The following is a 22,307-nucleotide window of genomic DNA, read 5'->3' as shown; positions in this document are numbered from 1 at the left end:
CGTCGCCTACCAGCCCGAGCCCGCGACGAGCGCGCGCAGGGCGGGACGGACGGCGTCGAGCACGGTCGGGAACCACACCGAGAACGGCCGGTCGGCCATCATCCGCTCCAGCTCGGCGGAGTCGACGAACGCCGTCTCGGCGATCTCGTCCGGGTCGGGACGCGGGTCACCGGCGACCAGCCCGACGAACAGGTGGTTGTACTCCTGCTCGACCAGCTCCGAGTCCGGGTCCTGGTGGTTGTAGCGCACGGTCCCGGCCTCCCGCATCAGGGCGGGCGCGCACCCAGCTCCTCGCCGACCCTGCGCGCCGCCGCCGCGAACGGCGACTCCCCCGGGTACGGATGGCCGCAGCACGCGTTCGACCACACGCCGGGCGAGTGGTACTTGCCCAGGGCGCGGCGCTGGAGCAGCATGCGGCCCCGTTGGTCGAGGAGGAAGACCGAGAAGGCACGGTGCAGTCGCCCCGGCGCCCGGTGGGCGGACAGCTTCTCAGCGGTGCCGATGGTGACCCCGGCCTCGTCGACCAGTTCGAGCATGATCGGCTGGTCGTCGCCGTCGGGCACGGGGGAGGCGGTGGGGCCGGTGGTGGCGCTGGTCGTCATGAGGGTCCTTCGTGTTCGACGCCGGGGCTGGGACGGGGGGTCGGGTGGCGCGGACGCCCGCGGTTCGGGCGCCCGCGCCGCCGCCGGGTCAGACCCGGTCGGCCGCGATGAGCAGGTAGTGGAAGCTGCCCTCCTCGTAGGCGGTCAGGAACGGGTTTTCGACCCCGGTCGCCACCGACGACTGGGCCCGCAGCTCCCAGTACGGGATCGTCTGGTCGGTCAGGTCGACGACGTTGATCGGCACGAGGTCATTGGCCGCCATCGCCCGGAAGTAGGCGCTGCGCGGGTGGATGTTGCACGTGTAATGCTCGTCGATCCGGCTGACCGCCTTGGAGCGTCCCCCGGTGACGTCGTTGTAGCAGCCGGTGATCGTGACGTAGCGGCCGCCGTGCTCCAGGAGCCGGGCCTGCTCGCGGAACAGCTCGAAGAGGTCGACGTACATGGTGGACTCGTTGTTCCAGCTGGCCCTCAGGGAGCCCGCGGCGAAGCCGGTGTCCAGCATGTTCCGGAAGTGGAACGCCACCTTGTCGGCGACGCCGCGCTCCTCGGCCTGGGCGTTGGCGAAGTCCACCTGCTTCTGGGAGATGCTCACGCCGTCGACACGGCAGCCGAAGCGCCGGTTGGCCATGAAGCTCGTCCCGCCCCGGCCGGAACCCGTGTCCATGACGCGGTCGAGGGGTCCGATGTCGCCCAGGTGGTCGAGGAGCACGTCGGCCTGGGCGGTCTCCAGGCGGTGCATCTCCTCGATGATGCGCGCGTCACGGGTCTCCTCCGGACCCTCCAGGACGGACGGGTCGTAGTCCCCGACCCCGTAGTGATGGTGGAAAAGCCCGTCGACCTCGCCGAGGCGAATGTTGACGGGGTCGTGCTCCGCGTTCCAGTACCGCGCGACGGACTTCTGGTAGTCGGTGCGCAGGACGTGGTCGGCGGTGGGCATGGTCGACGTCATGTAGGAGACTCTCCCTAGTCGTGGTGTCAGGGTGCGACCCGAATCGTGCTGGGCCGGATTGCGGGGCGCGCGGCCCGGGAGCTTGAGGGGTTCAGCCCTCGCTGGCGCCGTGGTAGCGCGCACTCGACGCGTGCCATTCGCGGCTGCCGCCGAGCCAGGCCCACGTGCTGGCGAAGAACCGGCGCAGTTCCGGTGATCCGGCGGCGGCCAGGGCGGACGCCTCGGCCTCGAAGGTGTGCATGAGCTCGTCGTGGATCTCCACGGTCCGCCCGACCGCCTCGCTCAGGGAGCAGCCGTCCTCGGAGGCGATGAGGCGGGGCAGGCTGAAGTCGCCCGGATCCTCCTTGCCCATCGAGTACAGGTCGTTGACGATCACCGTGGCCGTGCCCGCCAGGGTGAACGCCCTGCGCACCCGGGGGTCGGCGAACTCCCCGTAGGGCAGCTCGTAGCCGGCTATCGCGTCGACGAGGACCATGCACGGGATGAAGCTGTTCTCGTGCCGGTGCATGAGGAACTCCCAGACCGGCGGGCGCTGCCCGAGGTTCTGCCACACGCCTTCCTGGTTGTAGGCGACGAACATGATCCCCAACTCGTGACGCAGGCGCCGGACCTGCGACGTCGTCGCCATGGTGGCCAGGTTGTCCAGCGCCGAGCGTAGCGCGACGGCCACCGGGTCGGCCCGTACGACCCTCTCCAGCTGCGGCGCGTACCTCATGGGCAGGTTGGCCTGGTCGATGACGGAGTGGAGGATCGCCAGGCGCTGGCCGAGCAGTTCCGGGCGCGCCTGCTCCACCTCGCCGTCGACGCAGTGGTCGTCCACGGCCCATTCGGACAGGCCGCACATCGCCGCCGCCAGCAGGCGGTCGGGGTCGTCGGTCTCCGGGTGGGCGAGCATCATGAGCCGCCCGAACTCGGCCCTCCTGACCTTGTCGAGCTGGCCGGGGTAGATTCCCACCTCCTCGGCCCACTCGACCAGGCGGTCGTCGACCTCCTCGCCCAGCGCCGGGTCGTCCCGCAACGCCGGAGGGCAGTACAGCACCAGATCCTGTCGACCCTTGCGGGGGCGCGGTTCGGCCGCGGGCGGCTCCGCGCGTTCCCTGACCCGCCCGGCCCGTCCCGGCAGGGCCGGCCCGGGTGGCGCGACCGGGATCCCCGGCGCCGACCGACCGGGTGCGCCGGCCCCCCGCGGGAGGGGAACCCCCGCGTGGGCGGCGCCGGGCGCGGGTGCGACGCGCGGGGGGAGCAGGGCCGTGGCCGCCGCGCTGCCGAGCCCCGTGGGTCCGGCGGGCAGCCGGGTCGCGACCGATCCCTCCCCGGACCCGTCCTCGGCCGGGGCGGTCGGGGGAGCGAGCAGATCCGGACTGGCGGGCCGTTTCGGGTCACGGAGCAGGACGTCCACCAGCTCGACCGCCGCGTGCGCGGCCGTCGAGGCCGACATCCGGGACAGCAGTGACACCGTCTCAGTCCTCCTTCCCTGTCAGCGGCGGGCGGTCAGTCACGCGGGCGCACCTCGACGTTCTCCAGGACGCCGAGGGCGTCCGGGACGAGGACCGCCGCGGAGAAGTAGGTGCTGACGAGGTAGGAGATGATGCCCTTGTCGGAGATGCCCATGAACCGGGCGTTGAGGCCGGGCTCGACCTCGTCGGGCAGGCCGATCTGGTTGAGGCCGATGACTCCCTCGTTGTCCTCGCCGACACGGACCGCGATGATCGAGGAGGTCTGGCCCGCGGAGATCGGGATCTTTCCGCAGGGCAGCAGCGGCACGCCGCGCCAGGCGGGCAGGTGGTGGCCGTTGACGTCCACGGTGCCGATGGGCAGGCCGCGCTTGTTGCACTCCTTGCCGAAGGCGGCGATGGCCTTGGGGTGGGCGAACATGAACTGCGTGTTGCGCCGCATGGTGATCAGGTCGTCGAGGTCGTCCGGGGTGGGCGGGCCCTCCTGCGTCTGGATGCGCTGTTTGAAGTCGGCGTTGTGGAGCAGGCCGAAGTCGGGGTTGTTGATGAGTTCGTGTTCCTGGCGCTCGCGCAGGGCCTGGATGGTCAGCCGCAGCTGATGCTCCGTCTGGTTCATCGGCTTGTTGTAGAGGTCCGCGACACGGCTGTGCACCCTGAGGACCGTCTGGGCGACGCTCAGCTCGTACTCGCGCGGCTTGAGCTCGTAGTCGGCGAAGGTGGCGGGCAGGTCGGGCTCGCCGACGTGGCCGGAGGCCAGCGCGATCTCCGCCTCGCCGTGGCTGTTCTGGCGGTGCTGGGGCAGGCTCTGCACACGGTGGATCTGGGCCTGGAGGCTGGGCGAGTCGTCCACCAGGGCGATGAACCGGTCCCGCGCTATCTCCAGGAGCGTGCCCGCGGTCGCGGCCTTGACGGTGAACTCCCAGTTGGGCTGGTGGTCCAACAGGTAGCGCTCGCCGAACTTGTCGCCGTCGGCCAGGACGCCCAGGCGGGTGGTCTCACCGTAGGGGCCCTCGGTGGTCTTGTGCACGCGGCCGTGGGCGATCAGGTAGAGGTGGTCGGCCGGCGAGCCCTCGCGGGCGAGCACGTCGCCGGGCTCGAACTCGCGCTGGGTGAAGCGGCTGGCCAGGGCGTTCAGGACCTCCATGTCGTCGTAGCCGCGCAGGAGGGACAGTTCGCTCAGCTCCTGGGGGATGACGCGCACGTCGGAGCCGTTCTGGTTGAATTCGATCCTGCCGTCGCCCACGGTATAGGTGAGTCGCCGGTTGACCCGGTACACGCCGCCGTCGGTCTGCACCCACGGAAGCGTCCTTTGCACCCAGCGGGAACTGATCCCCTGCATCTGGGGCGCGGACTTGGTCGTGGTCGCCAGGTTCCGCGCCGCCGCGGTGGCCAGGCTCTGCTGCTCGTCGGTTCGCACCTCAGGAGCTGAGTCGATCGACATCCGCCCTGTGTCTCCTCGTCGTCGGTCGCGGGCCCGCAGTCGGCCGCGTTCGGGCCGCGGCGGGAGGTCCACGGGAGTTGCTCAAGGTCGGTCCACGCACGCCGAACCCATGTCTTCGCTGGTCAGAGGCGTTCCGTAAACCGCTGGACACACTAGGAGACGCATCTGCGCAGGCACAAGCGATTCATGATTATTGGTGGAGAAATCCGGAAGCGCACTGTCCGTTTCCCTTCCCCGGTCCGCACAAATCACGGAGGCCGCGCCACGCTCTCCAGCCGAAACCCCCACGTCGACGAACCTGGAAAGCCGCTGTGGCCTGCGACTTCGCAGTCCCGACACCCGTGCGACACCCAGGGGCCATATGATTCAGCGGCGATCGTTTTTCGGTGAATTTCAGGATAAGTATCCCCCTTCTGGAAGGGATACCGCACGGGTTTGGACCTCCATGGGAAACCAATTTCCGGCCAATACGCCCCCGACATCCGAAGACACCAGGAATGCCGCGAAGAACGTCGCCCCGACCGGCGGGCGAGGCTGGGCCGCCGGAGCCCACGCGGCATCGGGCGGAAGGCGCCCGCCCGGACGCCGCGCACGCCGAAGGGCGACGGGATCGTTCCGCGCGAGGCCCGACCCCGTCGTCCCCGCGCACGTGGAGTACCGTCTCACCGACACCGGGCACGAGGCCGCCGACCCGACTCCCCCCGTCGGTCCGGGCGCAGGCACGCGTGCCGCCGGTCGCGGACGGGGGCGCAACGCCGACCGGGACGGCTGGGGAGTCGCCCCGCGTCGACGATCAGCGTTGGTTAGGCTAACCTAACGTGATGCGACCGGTGGTCGGTCGCGTCCCCCGTACAGGAGAGAGGCCCCGTGCGCGTCGAACAGCCCAGCCATCGCGCGATGCTCCGGACCCGTGTCGTGCGCACGGAGCGGACCAGCAAGAACTTCGTCACCGTGACGCTCGGCGGTGACGACCTGGCCGACTTCCCCTACCTCGGCCGGGACCAGTTCGTCCGGATCTTCCTGCCGCGCGAGGACCAGGACCGGCTGCACATGCCCTCCAGCGCCGACCGCCGGTGGATCGTGCAGCTGTACGCGATGCCCAAGAGCAGACGCCCGCACGTGCGCAACTACACCGTGCGCCGGTACGACGCCGAGCGGCGCGAACTGGACATGGAGTTCGTCGACCACGGGGACGCGGGCCCCGCCTCCGCCTGGGCCGGCGCGGCCCGCCCCGGCGACGAGATGGGCATCCTGGCCGAGGGCGTGTACTACCAGCCGAGCGCGGGCAGTGACTGGCACCTGCTGGTCGGCGACGAGAGCGCCGTCCCCGCCCTGGCGGCGATCCTGGAGCAGGCCCCCGAGGACCTGCGCGCCCAGGTCTACCTGGAGGTCCCCTCCGAGGACGACGTCCGCGAGCTGACCGCCCCGCCCGGTGTGTCCGTGCGCTGGCTCCCCCGCACCGACCCCCACGCCGTCCCCGGCGCCCTCGCGCTGGAGACCGTCCGGGCCGCCGACCTGCCCGAGGGCCGCCCCTACTGCTTCGTCGCCGGGGAGAACGCGCTGTCGACCGGGCTGCGGCGCCACCTGGTCCGCGAGCGGGCGGTGCCCAAGACCGACATCTCCTTCATCGGCTACTGGCGCCACGGACGCGCCGCCTCGGACTGACCCTCCACCGGTCCTTGCCGCCCGATCCCGCCGTCGTCCCACCCGTCGCGGCGCCCTGGACGACTGCCGGGGCCACCGTGGTGGCGCGGTCCCGGCTGTGGGGCCGCACACCGGCCGCGGACGGCGGCCGGAAGCGGTTCCGGGCGCGTGGTAGAACGGGGGCGCGCGGTCGCCGCGGCCGTGCGCACACCGACACGAGAGGACGGAGCACCCATGGCCGAGGAGCTTCCGGGGCGCAGCCGCAGAGTGGTCGAGGCACTGGAGCGTGTCGGGGCGCGGGGGGCCGTACGCGAGCTCCCCGCCTCGACGCGCACCGCGGCGGAGGCCGCCGCGGCACTCGGCTGCGAGGTGGGCGCGATCGCCAACAGCCTGGTGTTCGTGGCGGACGGGCGCCCCCTGCTCGTCATGACCAGCGGACGGCACCGGGTGGACCTCGCACTGCTGGCCGAGCGCCTGGGGCGCGGGCGCGTCCGCCGCGCGACCGCCGAGGAGGTGCGCGCCGCCACCGGCCAGGCGATCGGCGGGGTCGCGCCCCTGGGCCATCCGGCGCCGGTCGAGACCGTGGTGGACACCGCCCTGGAGGACTACCCGCGCCTGTGGGCGGCCGGGGGGACGCCCCACACCGTCTTCCCCACCGACTTCGACGAGCTGGTGAAGATGACCGACGGTAGGCCCGTCGCGGTGAACTGACGCCGCGTTCGACCCTGCGGTCCCACGCGGCCCGGCCGGTCTCCACCGCCCCGGAACGGCGCGGCCCGCGACGCCCGTGGGGCGTCTCCGGTCGCCGCCGACCCCGCCCTGTCCCCCGGGCGGTCCCGGTGCGACAATGCGGTGTGTGGCACACCCGTACTCCGCCCAACCCGATCCCGCCCAGGACGACCCCAGGGTGGGACCGCCCAAGACGAGCGCCGTGGGGCTCCCGGCCGTCCTCAACAGCGTCCGCCAGGTCGGCGAGCACGCGGGGGTGCGGCGCGGGGTGCCCGCCATGCTCGCCGTCAACCAGAAGCGCGGCTTCGACTGCCCCGGGTGCGCCTGGCCCGAACCGGAGCGGCGGCACCGGGCGGAGTTCTGCGAGAACGGCGCCAAGGCCGTCGCCGAGGAGGCCACGACCAGGGCCCTGACCGCCGACTTCTTCGCCGCTCACCCGGTCGCCGAGCTGGCCGGACGGTCCGGCTACTGGCTGGGACGACGGGGGCGTCTGACCGAGCCGATGTACCTGGCCGAGGGCGCCACCCACTACGAACCCGTGACCTGGGACCGGGCCCTGGACCTGGTCGCCGAGGAGCTGCGCGGGCTGGACTCGCCGGACCAGGCCGTCTTCTACACCTCCGGGCGCACCAGCAACGAGGCGGCGTTCTGCTACCAGCTGTTCGCCAGGGCCCTGGGGACCAACAACCTGCCGGACTGCTCGAACATGTGCCACGAGTCGTCCGGGTCGGCGCTGTCCGAGACGCTGGGGGTGGGCAAGGGGAGCGTGTCCCTGGCGGACGTCCACCGGGCCGACCTGATCATCGTGGCCGGGCAGAACCCGGGCACCAACCACCCCCGGATGCTCACCGCCCTGGAGCGCGCCAAGCGATCCGGCGCGCGGATCATCACGGTCAACCCGCTCCCCGAGGCGGGGCTGCGCGACTTCCGCAACCCGCAGACCGCACGGGGGCTGGTCGGGCGCGGCACCGAACTCACGGACCTGTTCGCGCAGATCCGGCTGGGCGGCGACCTGGCGCTGTTCTCGGCGGTCAACCGACTGCTGTTGGAGGCCGACCGGCGCGGGGAGCAGGTCCTGGACCGGGAGTTCGTCGACGCGCACACGCACGGGTTCGACGAGTTCGCGAGGGAGCTGCTGTCCGAGCCCGAGTCGGAGTTCTGGCCGCGCGTGGAGCGGGACACCGGGCTGGAGCGGGAGCTGGTCGAGCGGATCGCGCGGATGGTGACCGGGTCCGAGCGGATCGTGGTCTGCTGGGCGATGGGGCTGACCCAGCACAAGCACTCGGTGCCCACCATCCGCGAGGTGGTCAACTTCCTGCTGCTGCGCGGCAACGTCGGACGGCCGGGTGCGGGCGTGTGCCCGGTGCGCGGGCACTCCAACGTGCAGGGTGACCGCACGATGGGCATCGTCGAACGCCCGTCGGACGCGTTCCTGGACGCCCTGGGGGCGGAGTTCGGGTTCGAGCCCCCGCGCGGGCACGGGCTGGACACCGTCGACTCCATCCGCGCGATGGCGCGGGGACGCGTGCGGGTGTTCCTCGCGATGGGTGGCAACTTCGTGGCGGCCACGCCCGACACCCTCGTCACCGAGGAGGCGATGCGCCGGGTGGGGCTCACGGTGCACGTGTCCACCAAGCTCAACCGGTCGCACGTGATCACCGGGTCGCGCGCGCTGATCCTGCCCGCGCTGGCCCGCAGCGACCGCGACCTGCGCGACGGCCGTCCCCGCTGGGTGACGGTCGAGGACTCCATGGGGATGGTGCACGCCTCGCACGGGGTGCTGGCGCCTTTGGCGGAGGGGATGCGTTCGGAGGTCGACATCATCCTCGACCTGGCGTCCCGGGTGCTCGGGGAGAGCCCGGTGGCCTGGTCGGAGTTGGCCGACTACGACCGGATCCGCGACCGCGTGGCGGCGGTCGTGCCGGGATTCGACGACTTCAACGCTCGGGCGCGGCGCCCGGGAGGTTTCACCCTGCCGCACGCGCCGCGCGACGACCGCAGGTTCCCGACCGCGACCGGGCTGGCCAACTTCACCGTCAACGGACGGTACGCGCCGCGGGTCCCGCGGGGGCGGCTGCTGTTGCAGACGCTGCGTTCGCACGACCAGTACAACACGACGGTCTACGGCCTGGACGACCGGTACCGGGGCATCCACGACGGCCGGAGGGTGGTGCTGGTCAACCCCGAGGACGCGCGGGAGCTGGGCCTGGCCGACGGCGCCCACACCGACATCGTCAGCGAGTGGCCGGACGGCCGGGACCGGCGCGCGCCGCACTTCCGGGTGGTGCACTACCCGACCGCGCGCGGGTGCGCGGCGGCCTACTTCCCGGAGACCAACGTGCTGGTGCCGTTGGACTCGACCGCCGAGGTGAGCAACACCCCGACCTCGAAGTCGGTGGTGGTGCGGTTCGAGGCGGACTCGGGACCGCCGACGGCCTAGACCGGGCCGGTCAGCGTCGGGCGGCCGAGGCGGCGCCGGTCACCGCCGCCGCCCCGGAGGACGCGTGAGGGCGCCCCCGGAGCGCCGCCGGGCCCACCGGCGCCGGGTTCCCGCCCATGATGACGTCGAAGAACCGGGCAGGCACGCGGCGCGGGGCGAGCGGGTCCGCGAGGAAGGGCGCGGCCGAGGAGAGCGGGCCGCCAGGCCGACCCGTGCCGCGAACGGCGGTGGGCGCGGGGCGGCCTCACCCGGGTCGGTGGCGACCGAACAGGTGGGCCAGCGCGCCGGCCAGGTCGGGATGGCGGAACACGTGACCGGCTGAGCGCAGCCGGTAGGGGACCACGCGCTGGTCGGCCAGGGCGACCTCGTGGGCGCCCTCGCGTCCCAGGAGCAGGGCCGGCCCCCAGCCGGGGACGGGCAGCACGGCGGGTCGGCGCAGGGTGGCCGCCAGGGCGCGCGCGTGCTCGGCGCCGCGCACCGGGTTCGGGGCCACCCCGTTGACCGGTCCGGTCAGGTTCGCGTCCAGGACGGCGCGGACGTAGACGTCGGCGAGGTCGTCCACCCCGATCCAGGACAGCCACTGGCGGCCGTCCCCGATCCGTCCGCCCAGTCCGGCGGCGAACAGGGGGTACTGCAACCCCAGCACGCCGCCCGCCGGGGTCTGGACGATGCCGGTGCGCACCTGGACGCACCGCAGGCCCGCCTCTGCGGCCGGGCGGGCGGCGTCCTCCCAGTCGGCGACCAGGTCGGCGAGGAAGCCGTCGCCGCGCGGGCTGTCCTCGGTCAGGACCTCGTCGCCGCGCGCGGGCCCGTAGTAGCCGATCGCCGAGGCGGTGACGAACACGCGGGGTCCCCCGGCGGTGTCCGCGGCGACCTCGGCCAGGGCGCGGGTGGGACCGACGCGGCTGTCGCGCAGGGCCCTGCGGTGCGCCTCGGTGAACCGTCCGAACAACGGCTCCCCCGCCAGGTGCACCACGGCGTCCACGGCGTCGAGCAGGTCCGAGGCCGGGGACTCGGGGTCCCAGCGGCGCTCGTCCGGAGACTCCGGCGCGCGTCGGACCAGGCGGACCACCCGGTGACCGCTGGTGGTGAGCACCGCGCACAGGGTGCGTCCCACGAGCCCGCTCGCCCCGGTGACCGCCACGGTGACCGGGTCCTCGTGCCAGGCGCGGGCGCGCGCGTGCGCGGCGAGGTCGTCGGCGAGTTGGGCGTGCCGGTAGACGAACACCGGCCGCAGCATCGCGTCCGGCAGGGTGGTGGCCACCCGGTCGGTCACCAGGGTGCTGTGGTCGGTCTCGGCGGTGAAGGCGTGCACGTGCGTCCAGCGCAGCACCGGGGCCAGGGGGCGGGAGACCAGGCGGTCGGCGAACCGGCGCGGGGGGTCGTAGCGTTCGGGCAGGTGGGCGGCCACCCAGCGCACGCCGCCGGGGAGGGCGAGGACCGTGGTGCCGTCGCTCAGGGAGTCGGTCTCGCGGACCGGGCGCAGCGGCTGCCATGGCGGCGCGAGACGGGCGAACGCACCGGGGCGGGTGTGCCAGTCGAAGACCTCGTCCCGTGGCGCGGGCACCACGCTCGAATACCGGAAGACCATGACCCTCCTCGCTCTGGCCGTGGGGCCACGCTAACCCGCCGGGGCGCCGCGGGGTGGGACCCCGGCCCCTACCGCGACCGGCGTTCGGCGTCGCGCCGCAGGACCGCGCGCAGTCCCAGTTCGTAGCCGAACACCCCGCACCCGGCGACGTAGCCCGCGACGACCGGGGCGGTCACGGAGGTGTGGCGGAACTCCTCGCGGGCGTGGACGTTGGAGATGTGCACCTCCACCACGGGCGCCTCGACGGCGTCGATCGCGTCGCGCAGCGCGATGCTGTAGTGCGCGTAGGCGCCCGGGTTGAGGACCACCCCCGCCCAGTGGCGCGCCGAGTGGACGTGGTCGACCATCGCGCCCTCGCTGTTGCTCTGGGCGCACACGACCTCCACGCCCAGTTCCCCGCCCAGCTCGACCACGCGCCGCTCGACCTCCTCCAGGGTCGCGGCGCCGTACTGGCCGGGGTCGCGGGTGCCCAGGAGGTTGAGGTTGGGTCCGTTGAGCAGCAGGACGGTGCGCGCATGGTCGTGGGCGTCGGACATGGGCGGGTTCTCCTCCAGGGTCGTCGGGTTCTCCAGCCTAGGGCGTCACGGTTGCGTCCCGCGGTGCGTCGACCCCGGTCTCGTACGCGTTCCCCGCAGCCGCTACCATACCGACCAGTCGGTTGAGATCCTTGAGGAGGCGGCCGTGGCATCCACCCTGTTGTCCGCGCGCGACGTGCGGTTCCTGTTGTACGAGTGGCTGGACGCGGAGTCGCTCACCGAGCGCACCCGCTACGCCGAGCACGGGCGCGAGACCTTCGACGCCGCGCTCGACCTCGCCGAACGCGTGGCCGCAGACCACTTCGCCCCGCACAACAGGACCGGCGACGCCGACGAGCCCCGGTTCGACGGCGAACGCGTGCACGTCATCCCCGAGGTCCGCAAGGCCCTGGAAGTCTACGCGGAGACCGGCCTGTGGTCGATGTCCATGCCCGCCTCCGTCGGCGGCGGGCAGATCCCCCACGTGGTCGCCAGCGCCTGTAGCGCCTACTTCCAGGCGGCCAACCCCGCCACCTCCGTCTATCCGTTCCTGACCCTGGGCAACGCCCGCCTGCTGTTGGCGCACGGCACCCCGGAGCAGGTCGACACGTGGGTGCGGCCCATGGTCGAGGGCCGCTTCACCGGCACCATGTGCCTGTCCGAGCCGCAGGCGGGCAGCTCCCTGGCCGACATCACCACGCGCGCGAGGCCGCGGGGGACGGCGCCTACCGCGTCTTCGGCAACAAGATGTGGATCTCGGCGGGCGACCACGAACTCTCGGAGAACATCGTCCACCTGGTGCTCGCCAAACTGCCCGGCGGACCGCCCGGGGTCAAGGGCATCTCGCTGTTCGTGGTGCCCAAGTACCTGGTCGAGGCCGACGGGTCGATCGGCGAGCGCAACGACGTCGTCCCCGCCGGGCTCAACCACAAGATGGGCTGCCGCGGGACGGTCAACGCACTGCTCAACTTCGGCGAGGGCGCGCACACCCCGGGCGGGCGCGGGCGCCGTGGGCTACCTGGTCGGGAAGCCGCACGAGGGCCTGAAGTACATGTTCCACATGATGAACGGCGCCCGGATCGGCGTGGGCGCGGGGGCGGCGGCCATCGGCTACACCGGCTACCTCAAGTCGCTGGCCTACGCGCGCGAACGCCTCCAGGGGCGCCCGCTCGCCGAGAGGGACGCGACCAGGCCGCAGGTCCCGATCGTGCAGCACACCGACGTACGCCGCATGCTGCTGGCCCAGAAGAGCTACGTGGAGGGTGCGCTCGCCCTCGTGCTCTACAGTGCGCGGCTGGTCGACGAGACCGCAAGCGCCGCGGGCGAGGAGGCGCGCGACCGAGCGCGCCTGCTGCTCGACGTGCTGACGCCGATCGTCAAGAGCTGGCCGTCCCAGTGGTGTCTGGAGGCCAACAGCCTGGCCATCCAGGTGCACGGCGGGTACGGCTACACGCGCGAGTACGACGTGGAGCAGCACTACCGCGACAACCGGCTCAACGCGATCCACGAGGGCACGCACGGCATCCAGGCGCTGGACCTGCTGGGCCGCAAAGCGGTCCTGGACGGCGGCGCGCGTCTGCGGGTGCTCCTGGAGACCGCCGGGGAGACCGTCGCGCGGGCGCACGGGCTCGGCGGGTCCGAGGCCGACTTCGCGGAGCTCCTGGCCGGGGCGCTGGACCGGGTCGCGGGAGCCGCCGCCGACGCGTGGGCGGACGGCGACCCCGCCGTGGCCCTGGCCAACGCGACCCCCTACATGGAGGCGGTGGGGCACGTGGTGGTCGCGTGGCTGTGGTTGGAGCAGCTGGTCGCGGCGCACGGCCGCGAGGGCGCGTTCTACGAGGGCAAGCGCGCGGCGGCGGCGTACTTCTTCCGGCACGAGCTCCCCCGCACCGGACCGTGGTTCGACCTGGTCGCCTCGCGGGACCGCACGGTGTTGGACGTGTCGCCGGACGTGCTCTGAGGGTTCAGGCGCGCCGGAGCCGGCCGGCCTCGGGCACGTCGAGCACGAAGACGTGCCCGAGGGGGACCCGCTCGTAGCCGACGTCGTCGTTGGCCACTCGCATCCGCCGCGGCGAGACCTCCACGATGCGCACGTTGATCGGCGCGTCCTGGTCGGGCACCGACAGCAGCCACCGGTCGGCGAGGTAGGCCAGGCCGTGGGAGTCCAGGACCGCGCGGGCGGCGTGCTCGTCGCCGGGCTCCCCCATCGGGTGGCCGAAGAGGGTGACGGGCACGTGCCGCTCCCGCTCGTCGGGGACGAGGTAGCCGAGCAGCTCGCCGTCCTCGTCGCGGCGGTGCGGTCTCCAGTGGCCGGGGATCACGGGGTCTTCCTAACGTTGTGGTTGTTCAGGATGGAATGTTCCGGATGTCCAGGACGGTGCGGTGCGGCCGACAAGGTGTCCGCTCTTGAAGGCTCGGAAGGAAGGGCCGCCCCGGGACGACGCTAGGGCGGCGCTGCCCGGTCGGCAACGGATTTTCTCCCGGTTCCCGGCATGGCGGAACTTCGCATGCGCGCGCGGCGTCGGACCCTGGCGAGCGCCCCTCGGCACGGACCCGCCCGACCGGTGTTCGGAGATGACGGTGGTCACGGACACGCTCCAGACGCACGGCGGCCTGACCGAGGAGGAGTCGCCCTCCCTGCCCGAGGGCGGCGCCATGTTCTCGATAGGCCTGACCGGAGACGGGGCGGACATGTTCTCCCGGGCCGTCTGGGGGCGGGTGGGCGACGTGCGCTTCGTCCTGGTGTCCCTGGACCTGGACCCCGCCCCGCAGGTCTCGACGGCGGAGCTGGGCGACGCCTGCGTCGAGGTCCCGGCGGACACCGACTGCGTCGGGCAGCAGCGCGCGGAACTCGCCGAGCGGGCACGCGCGGAGGCGGCGCGGGAGTTCGAGTCGGTGCTCTCCCGGGCGATCGCCACTCTGGAGAAGGGGGTCTGAGGCGTCCCGCGCGGCCTCAGACGGCCTCGCGTCGCTGCAGGTAGGAGAAGGCGCCCCAGCCGGGCAGGACCGGGAACCAGAACGTGAGCACCCGGAACAGCAGCACCGCGGGCAGGGAGACCGCCGCGGGCACTCCCGCCACGGTGGTCAGCCCGCCGATCAGCGCCGCCTCCACCGCGCCCAGGCCGCCGGGGGTGGGAGCCGCCGACCCGATGGCGTTGCCCGCCAGGAAGACCACCGCGACGGCGACCAGGCTGACCCCCGTCTCCGGCCCCGCGAAGGCGAGCACCGAGAAGTACAGGCACAGCACGAAACCCGCGGTCAACAGCACCGTCCCGCCGAGGCCGAGCATGAGCCCGACCGGGCGCTGGAGGGTGTCCAACAGCCGGGGCAGCACGCCGCGCAGGTAGGGCCCGACCCGGTCGACCACCCCGCGCCGCAGTCCGGGCAGCAGCAGGACCGCGCCGACGGCGACCGTGCCCGCGATGCTCACGCCGATGACGGTCGGCGAGGGGGTGAAGCCCGTCCAGTAGGAGGTGCCGGTCAGGTAGGCGCACACCAGCAGGAGCGGCACGTGCACGAGGAACCCGACGAGCTGACTCAGGCCGACCGCCGACAGCGCCAGCGGCGTCGGCGCGCCCGCCTTGACCACGAACCGGCTGTTGATCGCGATCGACCCCAGCCCGGCGGGTGCGGCGATCCGCACGAACGAGCCCGCGTACTGCGCCAGGACCGTGCGCCACCACGGCAGCCGGATCGGGACGAAGCCGATGAGGACCATCGCTCCGGCGACCATGCACAGGGTCGCCATGGCGAACGCCGCGGCGGTCCACCCCGGGTCGGCGTCGCCGATGCCCCGCAGGTCGACGCCGGCGAGCTGGTAGACCAGGACCAGTCCGACGACGGTCGCCACGATGACGCTGACGATCGTGCGGGGCCGCATCCGTTCCAACCGCGCGGGGGCGGCGGGCGCTTCGGGGGCGATCTCGACGACGCGCGCCCGCAGCTGGCCGAGCAGATCCGACCGTGCGCGCACGCGCTCGCGCAGGGGGTAGGGCAGGCCGGCGGCCTGGAACAGGGGCAGGACGGCGGCGACCGCGGGCACGCCCAGGGCGCGCACGGCGGAGGCGACGGCGCGTTCGGACCCCACCCGCAGCGCGAGCAGCGTCACCATGGCGGCCGTGTCCAGTGAGGTCTTGAGCTGGTGCGCGGCGACGGCACCCCGGTCGACCCCGGTCAGGCGACGGCGCCGTGCCCGTCGTCGAGGACTCCGACGGCGGCCGGACTGAGGTTGCCGTGCGCGATGCGGCGGCGGTGCAGCGCGCCCAGCGCCGACCAGCAGCGGTCGAGCAGGTCGTCGGTGAGTTCGGCCTCGTCCAGGGTGTCGAGGGTGCGCACGGGCAGGAGTTCGCGGGCCAGCATGACGGTGCCGGGGCCCAGTTCGCCGACGGCGAGGACGCGGGGGACGGTGACGCCCGCCGCGCGGGCCGAGAAGCTCATGAGCGCGGCGTGCTCGGCGCGGCGCCGCACCCCGTAGAGCATCTGGGGGGCGACCGGGCCGCGCAGGAGCAGCAGGTCGCGCAGCCGTCGCCAGAACCCCGCGGTGTTCTCGGAGCTCATGAGGGCCAGTTCGACGCGGGTGCCGTCGGCCAGGTCGGCGACGTGGCGCGGGTTGCCCTCGTCGTCGGTGCCCGCCTGGCGGATGTCGGTGGCGGTCATGCCGAACCGGTGCATCTCGGCGTGGATGCGGCCCTCCGCGCGCGGCGCGGGGCCCGCCCCGACGGCGTAGCGGGCCAGTGCGGCGCACACAAGACCGACCAGAACGGTCAGCACGAGCGCGAGGACGCTGGTGACCAGAGCGAGCAGGGCGCACCCGGCCACGAGGACGACGCCGGTCCACAGCAGGGCCCGGACCCGGGGCTGGCCGGTGGGCATCGTGCGGGTGAAGGAGATGGCGGCGGCGACGTAGCCGAGGGTGGCGTTGGTGAAGACGTCGTCGGGGATGCCGGTGAGGGTGTCCAGCACCTCGCGGGAGCCCAGGAGCGCGACCAGCGCGGCGTTGATCAGCGACGCGAGGGCGTAGGCGCTGACCGCCGCCGCCACCGCGCGGGCGAGGTCACGCACGCGGCCGTGCAGCAGGGTGCGCAGGACGACGAAGCAGACCAGGACGATGAGCAGGAGGTTGGCGCCCACGGCGACGAGCAGGAGCAGCCCCAGGGGCAGCAGCGCGCGCAGTTCGGCCGGTCCGGCGACCGGATCGCCGTCGGACAGCACGCGTGCGGCGAGCAGGATCGCGGCGACGGCGAGCAGCCCGACCGTGCCGACGAGCAGGTCGACGGGGTGGCGCGGGGCGCGCGCGGGTGGGGGCCCGGGCTGGGGGTCTGCGCGTGGTTTGGGGTGGTCACGCCCCCAGGGTGCCCGACCGGTGGTGGTTGGCCGACCACGTGGCGGGGCGTTTCGCGGTCGGCGTTTCGATTCTGGCGCCCGGAGCTCCGCTGGTCGCGCGGTGGGTGGGCCGGAGACCGGCTGCGGGTGCGGGACGGGTGGGCGGCCCGTCCCGGGGACGCGGACGTCTACCGGGGGGCGGGCAGCAGGCCGCGCCGGTGGGCCCGCACGAGGTGGCGGGGGACGAGGTGGTCACGGCCGCGATGGTCACGGGGACCAGTTCGGGCTTGGCGGCCCTCCACTGCGCGCGGCGGGTGCGCGTGTTGGCACGAGACGTCTTCCGTTGGGGTACGGCCATCGAAGGATCCTTCCTGCGGGGTGCGGGGGCGGTGCCTCCGCCCGCGCGGTCAGCGCCGGTAGCTGCGGTTGAAGCGCTCCACGCGTCCGGCGGCGTCCACCACCCGGGCGGCGCCGGTGTGGAACGGGTGGCTGGCGCTGGAGATCTCGACGTCGACGAGCGGGTAGGTCCGCCCGTCGGTCCACTCGACCGTCGTGTCGCTGGTGGCGGTCGACCGGGTGGGGAACGCGGAGTCGGCCGCGCGGTCGCGGAAGACCACGGGGTGGTACTCGGGGTGGATTCCGGGTCTCATGTCGCCTCCTGGCGGCGGGTCAGCGTTCCTCGCGGAACTCGACGTGTCGGCGCACGCGCGGGTCGAACTTGCGCAGGACCAGGCGGTCCGGGGTGTTGCGGCGGTTCTTGCGGGTGACGTAGGTGTAGCCGGTCCCGGCGGTCGACCGGAGCTTGACGACGGGTCGGACGTCGTTGCGTGCCATGGATGCCTCCTTCGGGGCCCGTCGTTCGAACATAATGATAACCGTTTCCATTTTGGCTCTGCACGACACGCAGATCGAACACGACGTGCGCCCGATTCCGGACCGAGTGTGTTTCTCTCATCACGGAAAGCAGGGTTCGGGGCCGCGATGACGGCACTCCGGGACGAGGAGAGGGCCATGGCTCACCACACGAACGACGACGCGCACCCCAGTCGCAGGGCCGCCCTGTGCACCGGCGCCGGGCTGGGCACACTCGCCGCCGCCACACTGGCCGGGATCCCGTTCTCCCCCGCCCACGCGCGCCCGCGGACGGCGCCGACGTGACCTTCACCCCCGTGCCCATCGGCCGCACGGACGGCGTCACTGTCCCGCACGGCTACACCGCACAGGTCATCGCCCCCTGGGGCGCGCCGCTGCACTCCTTCGGCCCGAAGTGGCGCCCCGACGCCTCCAACCCCTCGGCCGAGGCCCGGCTCCAGGTCGGGACCGGGCACTCCGGACTGCACTACTTCCCCGTCAACCCCAGCCGTGACGGCGCCCGCAACGGACTGCTCGTGATCAACCACGCCGCCGCCGACCCGGTGCTGCTGCACGCCGACGGCGGACGCGCCGCCACTTCCGAACGCACGGCCAAGGAGATGGTCTCCCTGGGCGCGACGGTACTGCGCGTCCGGTTCTCCAACGGCCGCTGGCGAGCCGTGGGAACGGACGTCAACCGGCGGATCACCCCCTCCTCGCACGTCACCTTCTCCGGCCCCCTGCACGGACACGACATCCTGGCGGGGGGCGCCGGGGCACGCGGGGTACTCGGCGGGACCGCGCACGCGGTCACCCCCTGGGGGACCTACCTGACCGGTGAGAGCACCCTCGCCGACGCCTTCGGCACCGAGGACCGGGACTGGCGCTCCTCCCGGATCCACCGCTGCTACGGACTGGCCGCCCACGGGTCGGCCTACGGCTGGCACCGGCACGAACCCCGGTTCGACCTGGCCGCGTCACCGGACGAGCACTACCGGTTCGGGTGGGCGGTGGAGATCTCCCCCTGGGACCCGGTCACGCCCCCGGTCAAGCGCACCGCCCTGGGCCGACTCGCGCTCAACGGCGCCGCGGTCACCGAGTCAGGCGGCCGCGCGGTCGTCTACATGACCGATGACGCGCGCGTGTACAAGTTCGTGGGCGAGCACCCCTGGCGGGAGGTGCGCACCGCGACCGTCAGCCCGCTGGACGAGGGAACGCTCTACGTCGCCCGCTTCGACACGGACGGCACCGGCCGCTGGCTCCGGCTCGAACACGGCGTCGACGGGCTCACCGAGGGCTTCCACGACCAGGCCGACGTGCTCCTGAGGGCACGCGAGGCGGCTCTCGCCGTGGGCGCGGCCCAACTCCGGGCACCCGGACGGCCGACCGTGCACCCGGTGACGGGCGAGGTGTACGTGCCGGAGGCCCGCGCGGACGGCGGCGGCCGGGTGCTGGCGTGGACCGAGGGGGCGGGCGACGCCGGGGCCACCGTGATGAGCTGGCGCGAGTTCGCCCGGCCCGGCGCGACGACGACGCGACCGGGCCGCGTTCGGCGCGCCCGGCGGCGTGCACGTCGGAGACGACGGGCGGCTGTGGATCACGACCGACGTCCCGCGCCTGGGCACCGACGAGCAGCGCGCCGCCCTGGGCAACAGCGCCCTGCTCTGCGCGGACCCCGAGTCCGGTCGGATCCGCAGGTTCCTCACCGGGCCGCGCGGCAGCGGGATCTCCGGGGTCAGCGCCGCGCCCGACCAGCGCACCCTGTTCGTGACCGTGATGGGACCGGGGTGGTCGGGATCGCCGCTGGGCGAACCGACGGCGGCGGACCCCAGGGCGGTGAGCAACTGGCCGGGCCACGACGGCGACGGCCGCCCCCGCTCGGCCGTCGTCGTGGTGCGGCGTGAGGACGGCGGGATCATCGGGACCTGACCGCTCTTCCGGCGCCCGCGGGTGCGAGCCCCGCCGGACGCGCCACACAACCCCGGTTCATCCCGGGTGGACGAGGACCTCGTAGGAGGTCCTCGTCGTGTTTGGGGGCCTGGCGTGCTCCGTCGTGCGGACCTGAGCACGCCGGGGGTCTTGGCACACGGGCCCGGTGGGAACGATCGTGGACGAACACACGCACGTCGGCCGCTGCGGCGTGCCCCTCGATCGACACGGAGGACTCCACCCGATGAGCGACACAGGCGGCCCCGCCGCCGTCGACCGGCATTTCCGGGACGCGGTCACCGCCCTGCCCCCGGCCGAGCCGCGCCCGCCGGCGGCGCCGATCACGCCCGACAGCCCGGTCACCGGCGACGAGCTGTTGCGGATCTTCACCGCCCAGGCGGGCAGCCGACAGCTCGACTTCGCCGCCCGCGAACTGGGAGCCAGGAAACAGGGCTTCTACAGCATCGGATCCTCGGGCCACGAGGGCAACGCCGCGGTCGCCGCCGCACTGCGCCCCAGCGACCCCGCGCTCCTGCACTACCGCTCCGGCGCCTTCTTCCTGTACCGCAGCGGTCAGCTCCCCGGACAGCAGCCGTTGTGGGACGTGCTGCTCGGCGTCGTCGCCGCCACGGAGGAACCGATCAGCGGCGGTCGGCACAAGGTCTTCGGCAGCAGACCCGCCGCCGTGATCCCCCAGACCTCGACCATCGCCTCGCACCTGCCACGGGCGGTGGGCCTGGCCTTCTCCATCGAACGCGCCGCCCAGCTCGGAGTGGACAACGCATGGCCGACCGACGCGTGGTGGTGTGCAGCTTCGGCGACGCCTCGGCCAACCACTCCACGGCGGTGGGCGCGATCAACGCCGCCCTGCACTCGGCGCACCAGGGCATCCCCATGCCCGTCCTGTTCGTGTGCGAGGACAACGGCATCGGGATCAGCGTGCGCACCCCCACGGAGTGGATCGACAGCGCCTACGGCCACCGGCCGGGCCTGCGCTACTTCACCGCGGACGGCGGCGACCCCTCGGACGCGCTGTCGGCGGCGGCGCACGCCGCCGACTGGGTGCGCCGGAACCGGGCGCCCGCGTTCCTGCGGCTGCGGACCGTCCGGCTCATGGGGCACGCCGGGTCCGACGTGGAGTCCGCCTACCGGAGCCGGACCGAGATCGCGGCGGGCCTGGAGCGCGACCCGCTCGTGGGCACCGCACGCCTGCTCGTCTCCTCCGGCGTGCTCACCCCCGGGGAGGTCATCGACCGCTACGACCGCGTCCGCGACGAGGTCGCCGAGCTCGCCGAGAAGGCGTGTTCCCGGCCCAGGCTCCGGTCGGCCGCCGAGATCGCCGCACCGCTCGCGCCGCACCGCCCCCAGGAGGTGCGCGCCGACGCCGCGCGCACCGCGCCCGCGGCCGAACGACGACGGGCCCTCACGGGGCCGCCGCCGGAGGAGGAGGGGCCGCTGACCCTCGCCCAGGCCGTCAACGGCACACTGGCCGACCTGCTGTGCCGTGACCGCGACGTGCTGGTGTTCGGCGAGGACGTGAGCCGCAAGGGCGGCGTGTACGGCGTCACGAAGGGGCTGCGCAAGCGGTTCGGGGCGCGCCGGGTCTTCGACACGCTGCTGGACGAGCAGAGCGTCCTGGGCGCCGCCCTGGGAGCGGCGCTCGCGGGCTTCGTGCCGATCCCCGAGATCCAGTATCTGGCCTACCTGCACAACGCCGAGGACCAGATCCGCGGCGAGGCCGCCACGCTGTCCTTCTTCTCCCGGGGCCAGTACCGCAACCCGATGGTGGTGCGCATCGCGGGCTACGCCTACCAGAAGGGCTTCGGCGGGCACTTCCACAACGACAACTCGGTGGCCGCGCTGCGGGACATCCCGGGCGTGGTGATCGCCTCGCCCGCGCGGGCCGACGACGCCGCCCACATGCTCCGCACCTGTGTGGCGGCGGCCCGCGAGGACGGCCGGGTCTGTGTCTTCCTGGAGCCGATCGCGTTGTACCACACGCGTGACCTGCACGAGCCGGGCGACGGCGGGTGGCTGGCGCCCTATCCCGCGCCGGACGCTTGGGAGGCGGGGCACGTCCGGCTCGGCCGGGCCCGCACCTACGGCGACGGGGCCGACCTGACCCTGGTCACGTTCGCCAACGGGGTGCCCATGTGCCTGCGTGTGGCACGCCGCCTGGCCGAACGCGGGGTCCACGCCCGGGTGCTGGACCTGCGCTGGCTGGCCCCGCTGCCCGTCGCCGACCTGCGCAGGGAGGCCGAGGCCACGGGCCGTGTGCTGGTCGTCGACGAGACCCGCCGCACGGGGGGCGTGGCCGAGTCGGTGCTCGCCGAACTCGTCGACGCGGGTTTCGACGGCCCGCTGGGGCGGGTGAACAGCATGGACAGCTTCGTTCCCCTGGGCCCGGCCGCCGACCGGGTGCTGCTGAGCGAGGAGGCGATCGAGGAGGCCGCCGAACGGCTGCTGTCCGCCGACCGACGGTGAGGCCGACGTCGGGGTACCGGGACCGAGCCGACGTGGACGCCGACTGTTCCACGAGGCCGACCAGGGCGCTGTCCCGGACGTCCTCGGCGCCTGGCACCGCGAGGCGGTGACCGAGGTCCGGAGCGACGACGACGCCGGCGGCGTGGAGTCCCGCCGCCGGCGTCGCTGGACGATCGGCGTCTCGCTAGACGGACTGCTGCGCCGCGCGCCGCTCGACGCGTTCGGCGCGGTGGCGCCGAGCCTCGTCCGGATCCAGCACCGGCGCCGCCCCCAGCAACTGACGCGTGTACTCCGAGGACGGCGACTCATACACACTGTCGCTGTCGCCCAACTCCACGACCTCGCCCCCACGCAT

Annotated in this window: 17 protein-coding genes and 5 pseudogenes; 9 read left to right on the top strand and 13 right to left on the bottom strand. The window is 73.3% G+C overall.

From position 1 onward, the window contains the following. Nucleotides 1–6: 6 nt before the first annotated feature. From idi to BJF83_RS00410, 4 genes and pseudogenes are all read right to left on the bottom strand, one after another. A pseudogene (gene idi, locus BJF83_RS00425) lies at nucleotides 7–602 on the bottom strand (isopentenyl-diphosphate Delta-isomerase). Nucleotides 603–690: 88 nt separating this feature from the next. Then, nucleotides 691–1,551 (bottom strand): geranyl diphosphate 2-C-methyltransferase, encoded by an 861-nt coding sequence (locus tag BJF83_RS00420; protein WP_075924725.1) that lies wholly within the window; start codon nucleotides 1,549–1,551, stop codon nucleotides 691–693. Nucleotides 1,552–1,642: 91 nt separating this feature from the next. Beyond that, nucleotides 1,643–3,007 carry a family 2 encapsulin nanocompartment cargo protein terpene cyclase gene (locus tag BJF83_RS00415; protein WP_083678352.1) on the bottom strand — a complete coding sequence of 455 codons (1,365 nt, stop codon included), beginning with the start codon at nucleotides 3,005–3,007 and terminating at the stop codon, nucleotides 1,643–1,645. Nucleotides 3,008–3,042: 35 nt separating this feature from the next. Continuing rightward, nucleotides 3,043–4,446 (bottom strand): family 2B encapsulin nanocompartment shell protein, encoded by a 1,404-nt coding sequence (locus BJF83_RS00410; protein ID WP_075924724.1) that lies wholly within the window; start codon nucleotides 4,444–4,446, stop codon nucleotides 3,043–3,045. Nucleotides 4,447–5,313: 867 nt separating this feature from the next. On the opposite strand from BJF83_RS00410, the gene BJF83_RS00405 reads away from it, so the two are divergent. From BJF83_RS00405 to BJF83_RS00395, 3 genes are all read left to right on the top strand, one after another. After that, nucleotides 5,314–6,111 (top strand): siderophore-interacting protein, encoded by a 798-nt coding sequence (locus BJF83_RS00405; protein ID WP_075924723.1) that lies wholly within the window; start codon nucleotides 5,314–5,316, stop codon nucleotides 6,109–6,111. 213 nt (nucleotides 6,112–6,324) lie between these two features. Beyond that, complete coding sequence (locus BJF83_RS00400; protein ID WP_075924722.1) at nucleotides 6,325–6,801, top strand: YbaK/EbsC family protein; 477 nt, start codon at nucleotides 6,325–6,327, stop codon at nucleotides 6,799–6,801. A gap of 136 nt (nucleotides 6,802–6,937) precedes the next feature. Further along, nucleotides 6,938–9,259 (top strand): FdhF/YdeP family oxidoreductase, encoded by a 2,322-nt coding sequence (locus BJF83_RS00395; protein ID WP_075924721.1) that lies wholly within the window; start codon nucleotides 6,938–6,940, stop codon nucleotides 9,257–9,259. Between the two features lie 244 nt (nucleotides 9,260–9,503). Here the strand turns inward: BJF83_RS00395 and BJF83_RS00390 are convergent, their stop codons facing one another. Continuing rightward, a complete protein-coding gene (locus BJF83_RS00390) occupies nucleotides 9,504–10,850 on the bottom strand; it encodes a TIGR01777 family oxidoreductase (protein ID WP_075924720.1) in 1,347 nt (448 codons plus the stop codon). A gap of 68 nt (nucleotides 10,851–10,918) precedes the next feature. Further along, the gene (aroQ, locus tag BJF83_RS00385; RefSeq protein WP_075924719.1) at nucleotides 10,919–11,386 is read right to left on the bottom strand and encodes a type II 3-dehydroquinate dehydratase; all 468 of its coding nucleotides are present in this window, start codon (nucleotides 11,384–11,386) and stop codon (nucleotides 10,919–10,921) included. A 145-nt stretch (nucleotides 11,387–11,531) separates the two neighbouring features. Here aroQ and BJF83_RS00380 point away from each other — a divergent pair. Then, nucleotides 11,532–13,325, top strand: a pseudogene (locus BJF83_RS00380) (acyl-CoA dehydrogenase). A 4-nt stretch (nucleotides 13,326–13,329) separates the two neighbouring features. Here the strand turns inward: BJF83_RS00380 and BJF83_RS00375 are convergent. Next, the gene (locus BJF83_RS00375) at nucleotides 13,330–13,686 is read right to left on the bottom strand and encodes a hypothetical protein (RefSeq protein WP_075924718.1); all 357 of its coding nucleotides are present in this window, start codon (nucleotides 13,684–13,686) and stop codon (nucleotides 13,330–13,332) included. Nucleotides 13,687–13,939: 253 nt separating this feature from the next. On the opposite strand from BJF83_RS00375, the gene BJF83_RS00370 reads away from it, so the two are divergent. Then, nucleotides 13,940–14,302, top strand: coding sequence for a hypothetical protein (locus BJF83_RS00370; protein WP_143831730.1), 363 nt, complete (start codon nucleotides 13,940–13,942; stop codon nucleotides 14,300–14,302). 16 nt (nucleotides 14,303–14,318) lie between these two features. Here the strand turns inward: BJF83_RS00370 and BJF83_RS00365 are convergent. The 4 genes and pseudogenes from BJF83_RS00365 to rpmG form a co-directional block, all read right to left on the bottom strand. Then, nucleotides 14,319–16,633: pseudogene (locus BJF83_RS00365) on the bottom strand (lysylphosphatidylglycerol synthase domain-containing protein). 70 nt (nucleotides 16,634–16,703) lie between these two features. Continuing rightward, a complete protein-coding gene (gene rpmF, locus BJF83_RS28115) occupies nucleotides 16,704–17,045 on the bottom strand; it encodes a 50S ribosomal protein L32 (protein ID WP_075924716.1) in 342 nt (113 codons plus the stop codon). Between the two features lie 49 nt (nucleotides 17,046–17,094). Continuing rightward, nucleotides 17,095–17,337, bottom strand: coding sequence for a type B 50S ribosomal protein L31 (locus BJF83_RS00355; RefSeq protein ID WP_075924715.1), 243 nt, complete (start codon nucleotides 17,335–17,337; stop codon nucleotides 17,095–17,097). Between the two features lie 19 nt (nucleotides 17,338–17,356). Beyond that, nucleotides 17,357–17,521: a 50S ribosomal protein L33 gene (gene rpmG / locus BJF83_RS00350; RefSeq protein ID WP_075924714.1), complete on the bottom strand. Its 165-nt coding sequence runs from the start codon at nucleotides 17,519–17,521 to the stop codon at nucleotides 17,357–17,359. 177 nt (nucleotides 17,522–17,698) lie between these two features. Here rpmG and BJF83_RS28110 point away from each other — a divergent pair, with 177 nt between their 5' ends. The 3 genes and pseudogenes from BJF83_RS28110 (at nucleotide 17,699) to BJF83_RS28105 (ending at nucleotide 19,468) form a co-directional block, all read left to right on the top strand. Beyond that, nucleotides 17,699–17,845, top strand: coding sequence for a hypothetical protein (locus BJF83_RS28110; protein ID WP_262391201.1), 147 nt, complete (start codon nucleotides 17,699–17,701; stop codon nucleotides 17,843–17,845). After that, nucleotides 17,842–19,011: pseudogene (locus BJF83_RS00345) on the top strand (PhoX family protein); the annotation flags it as partial. The gene BJF83_RS28110 and the pseudogene BJF83_RS00345, both read left to right, overlap by 4 nt. A gap of 94 nt (nucleotides 19,012–19,105) precedes the next feature. Next, nucleotides 19,106–19,468 carry an alkaline phosphatase PhoX gene (locus BJF83_RS28105; protein WP_262391218.1) on the top strand — a complete coding sequence of 121 codons (363 nt, stop codon included), beginning with the start codon at nucleotides 19,106–19,108 and terminating at the stop codon, nucleotides 19,466–19,468. Between the two features lie 573 nt (nucleotides 19,469–20,041). On the opposite strand, the gene BJF83_RS28100 is transcribed toward BJF83_RS28105, so the two are convergent. Beyond that, nucleotides 20,042–20,176 (bottom strand): hypothetical protein, encoded by a 135-nt coding sequence (locus BJF83_RS28100; protein WP_262391200.1) that lies wholly within the window; start codon nucleotides 20,174–20,176, stop codon nucleotides 20,042–20,044. A gap of 75 nt (nucleotides 20,177–20,251) precedes the next feature. On the opposite strand from BJF83_RS28100, the gene BJF83_RS00340 reads away from it, so the two are divergent. Next, nucleotides 20,252–21,952 (top strand): thiamine pyrophosphate-dependent enzyme, encoded by a 1,701-nt coding sequence (locus BJF83_RS00340; protein ID WP_262391199.1) that lies wholly within the window; start codon nucleotides 20,252–20,254, stop codon nucleotides 21,950–21,952. 184 nt (nucleotides 21,953–22,136) lie between these two features. On the opposite strand, the pseudogene BJF83_RS30760 reads toward BJF83_RS00340, so the two are convergent. After that, nucleotides 22,137–22,307, bottom strand: a pseudogene (locus tag BJF83_RS30760) (hypothetical protein); the annotation flags it as partial.

The sequence above is a fragment of the Nocardiopsis sp. CNR-923 genome (assembly GCF_001942255.1).
In the GTDB taxonomy this organism is placed as follows: Bacteria; Actinomycetota; Actinomycetes; order Streptosporangiales; family Streptosporangiaceae; genus Nocardiopsis.
This window is presented reverse-complemented; position numbering and strand designations above follow the sequence as displayed.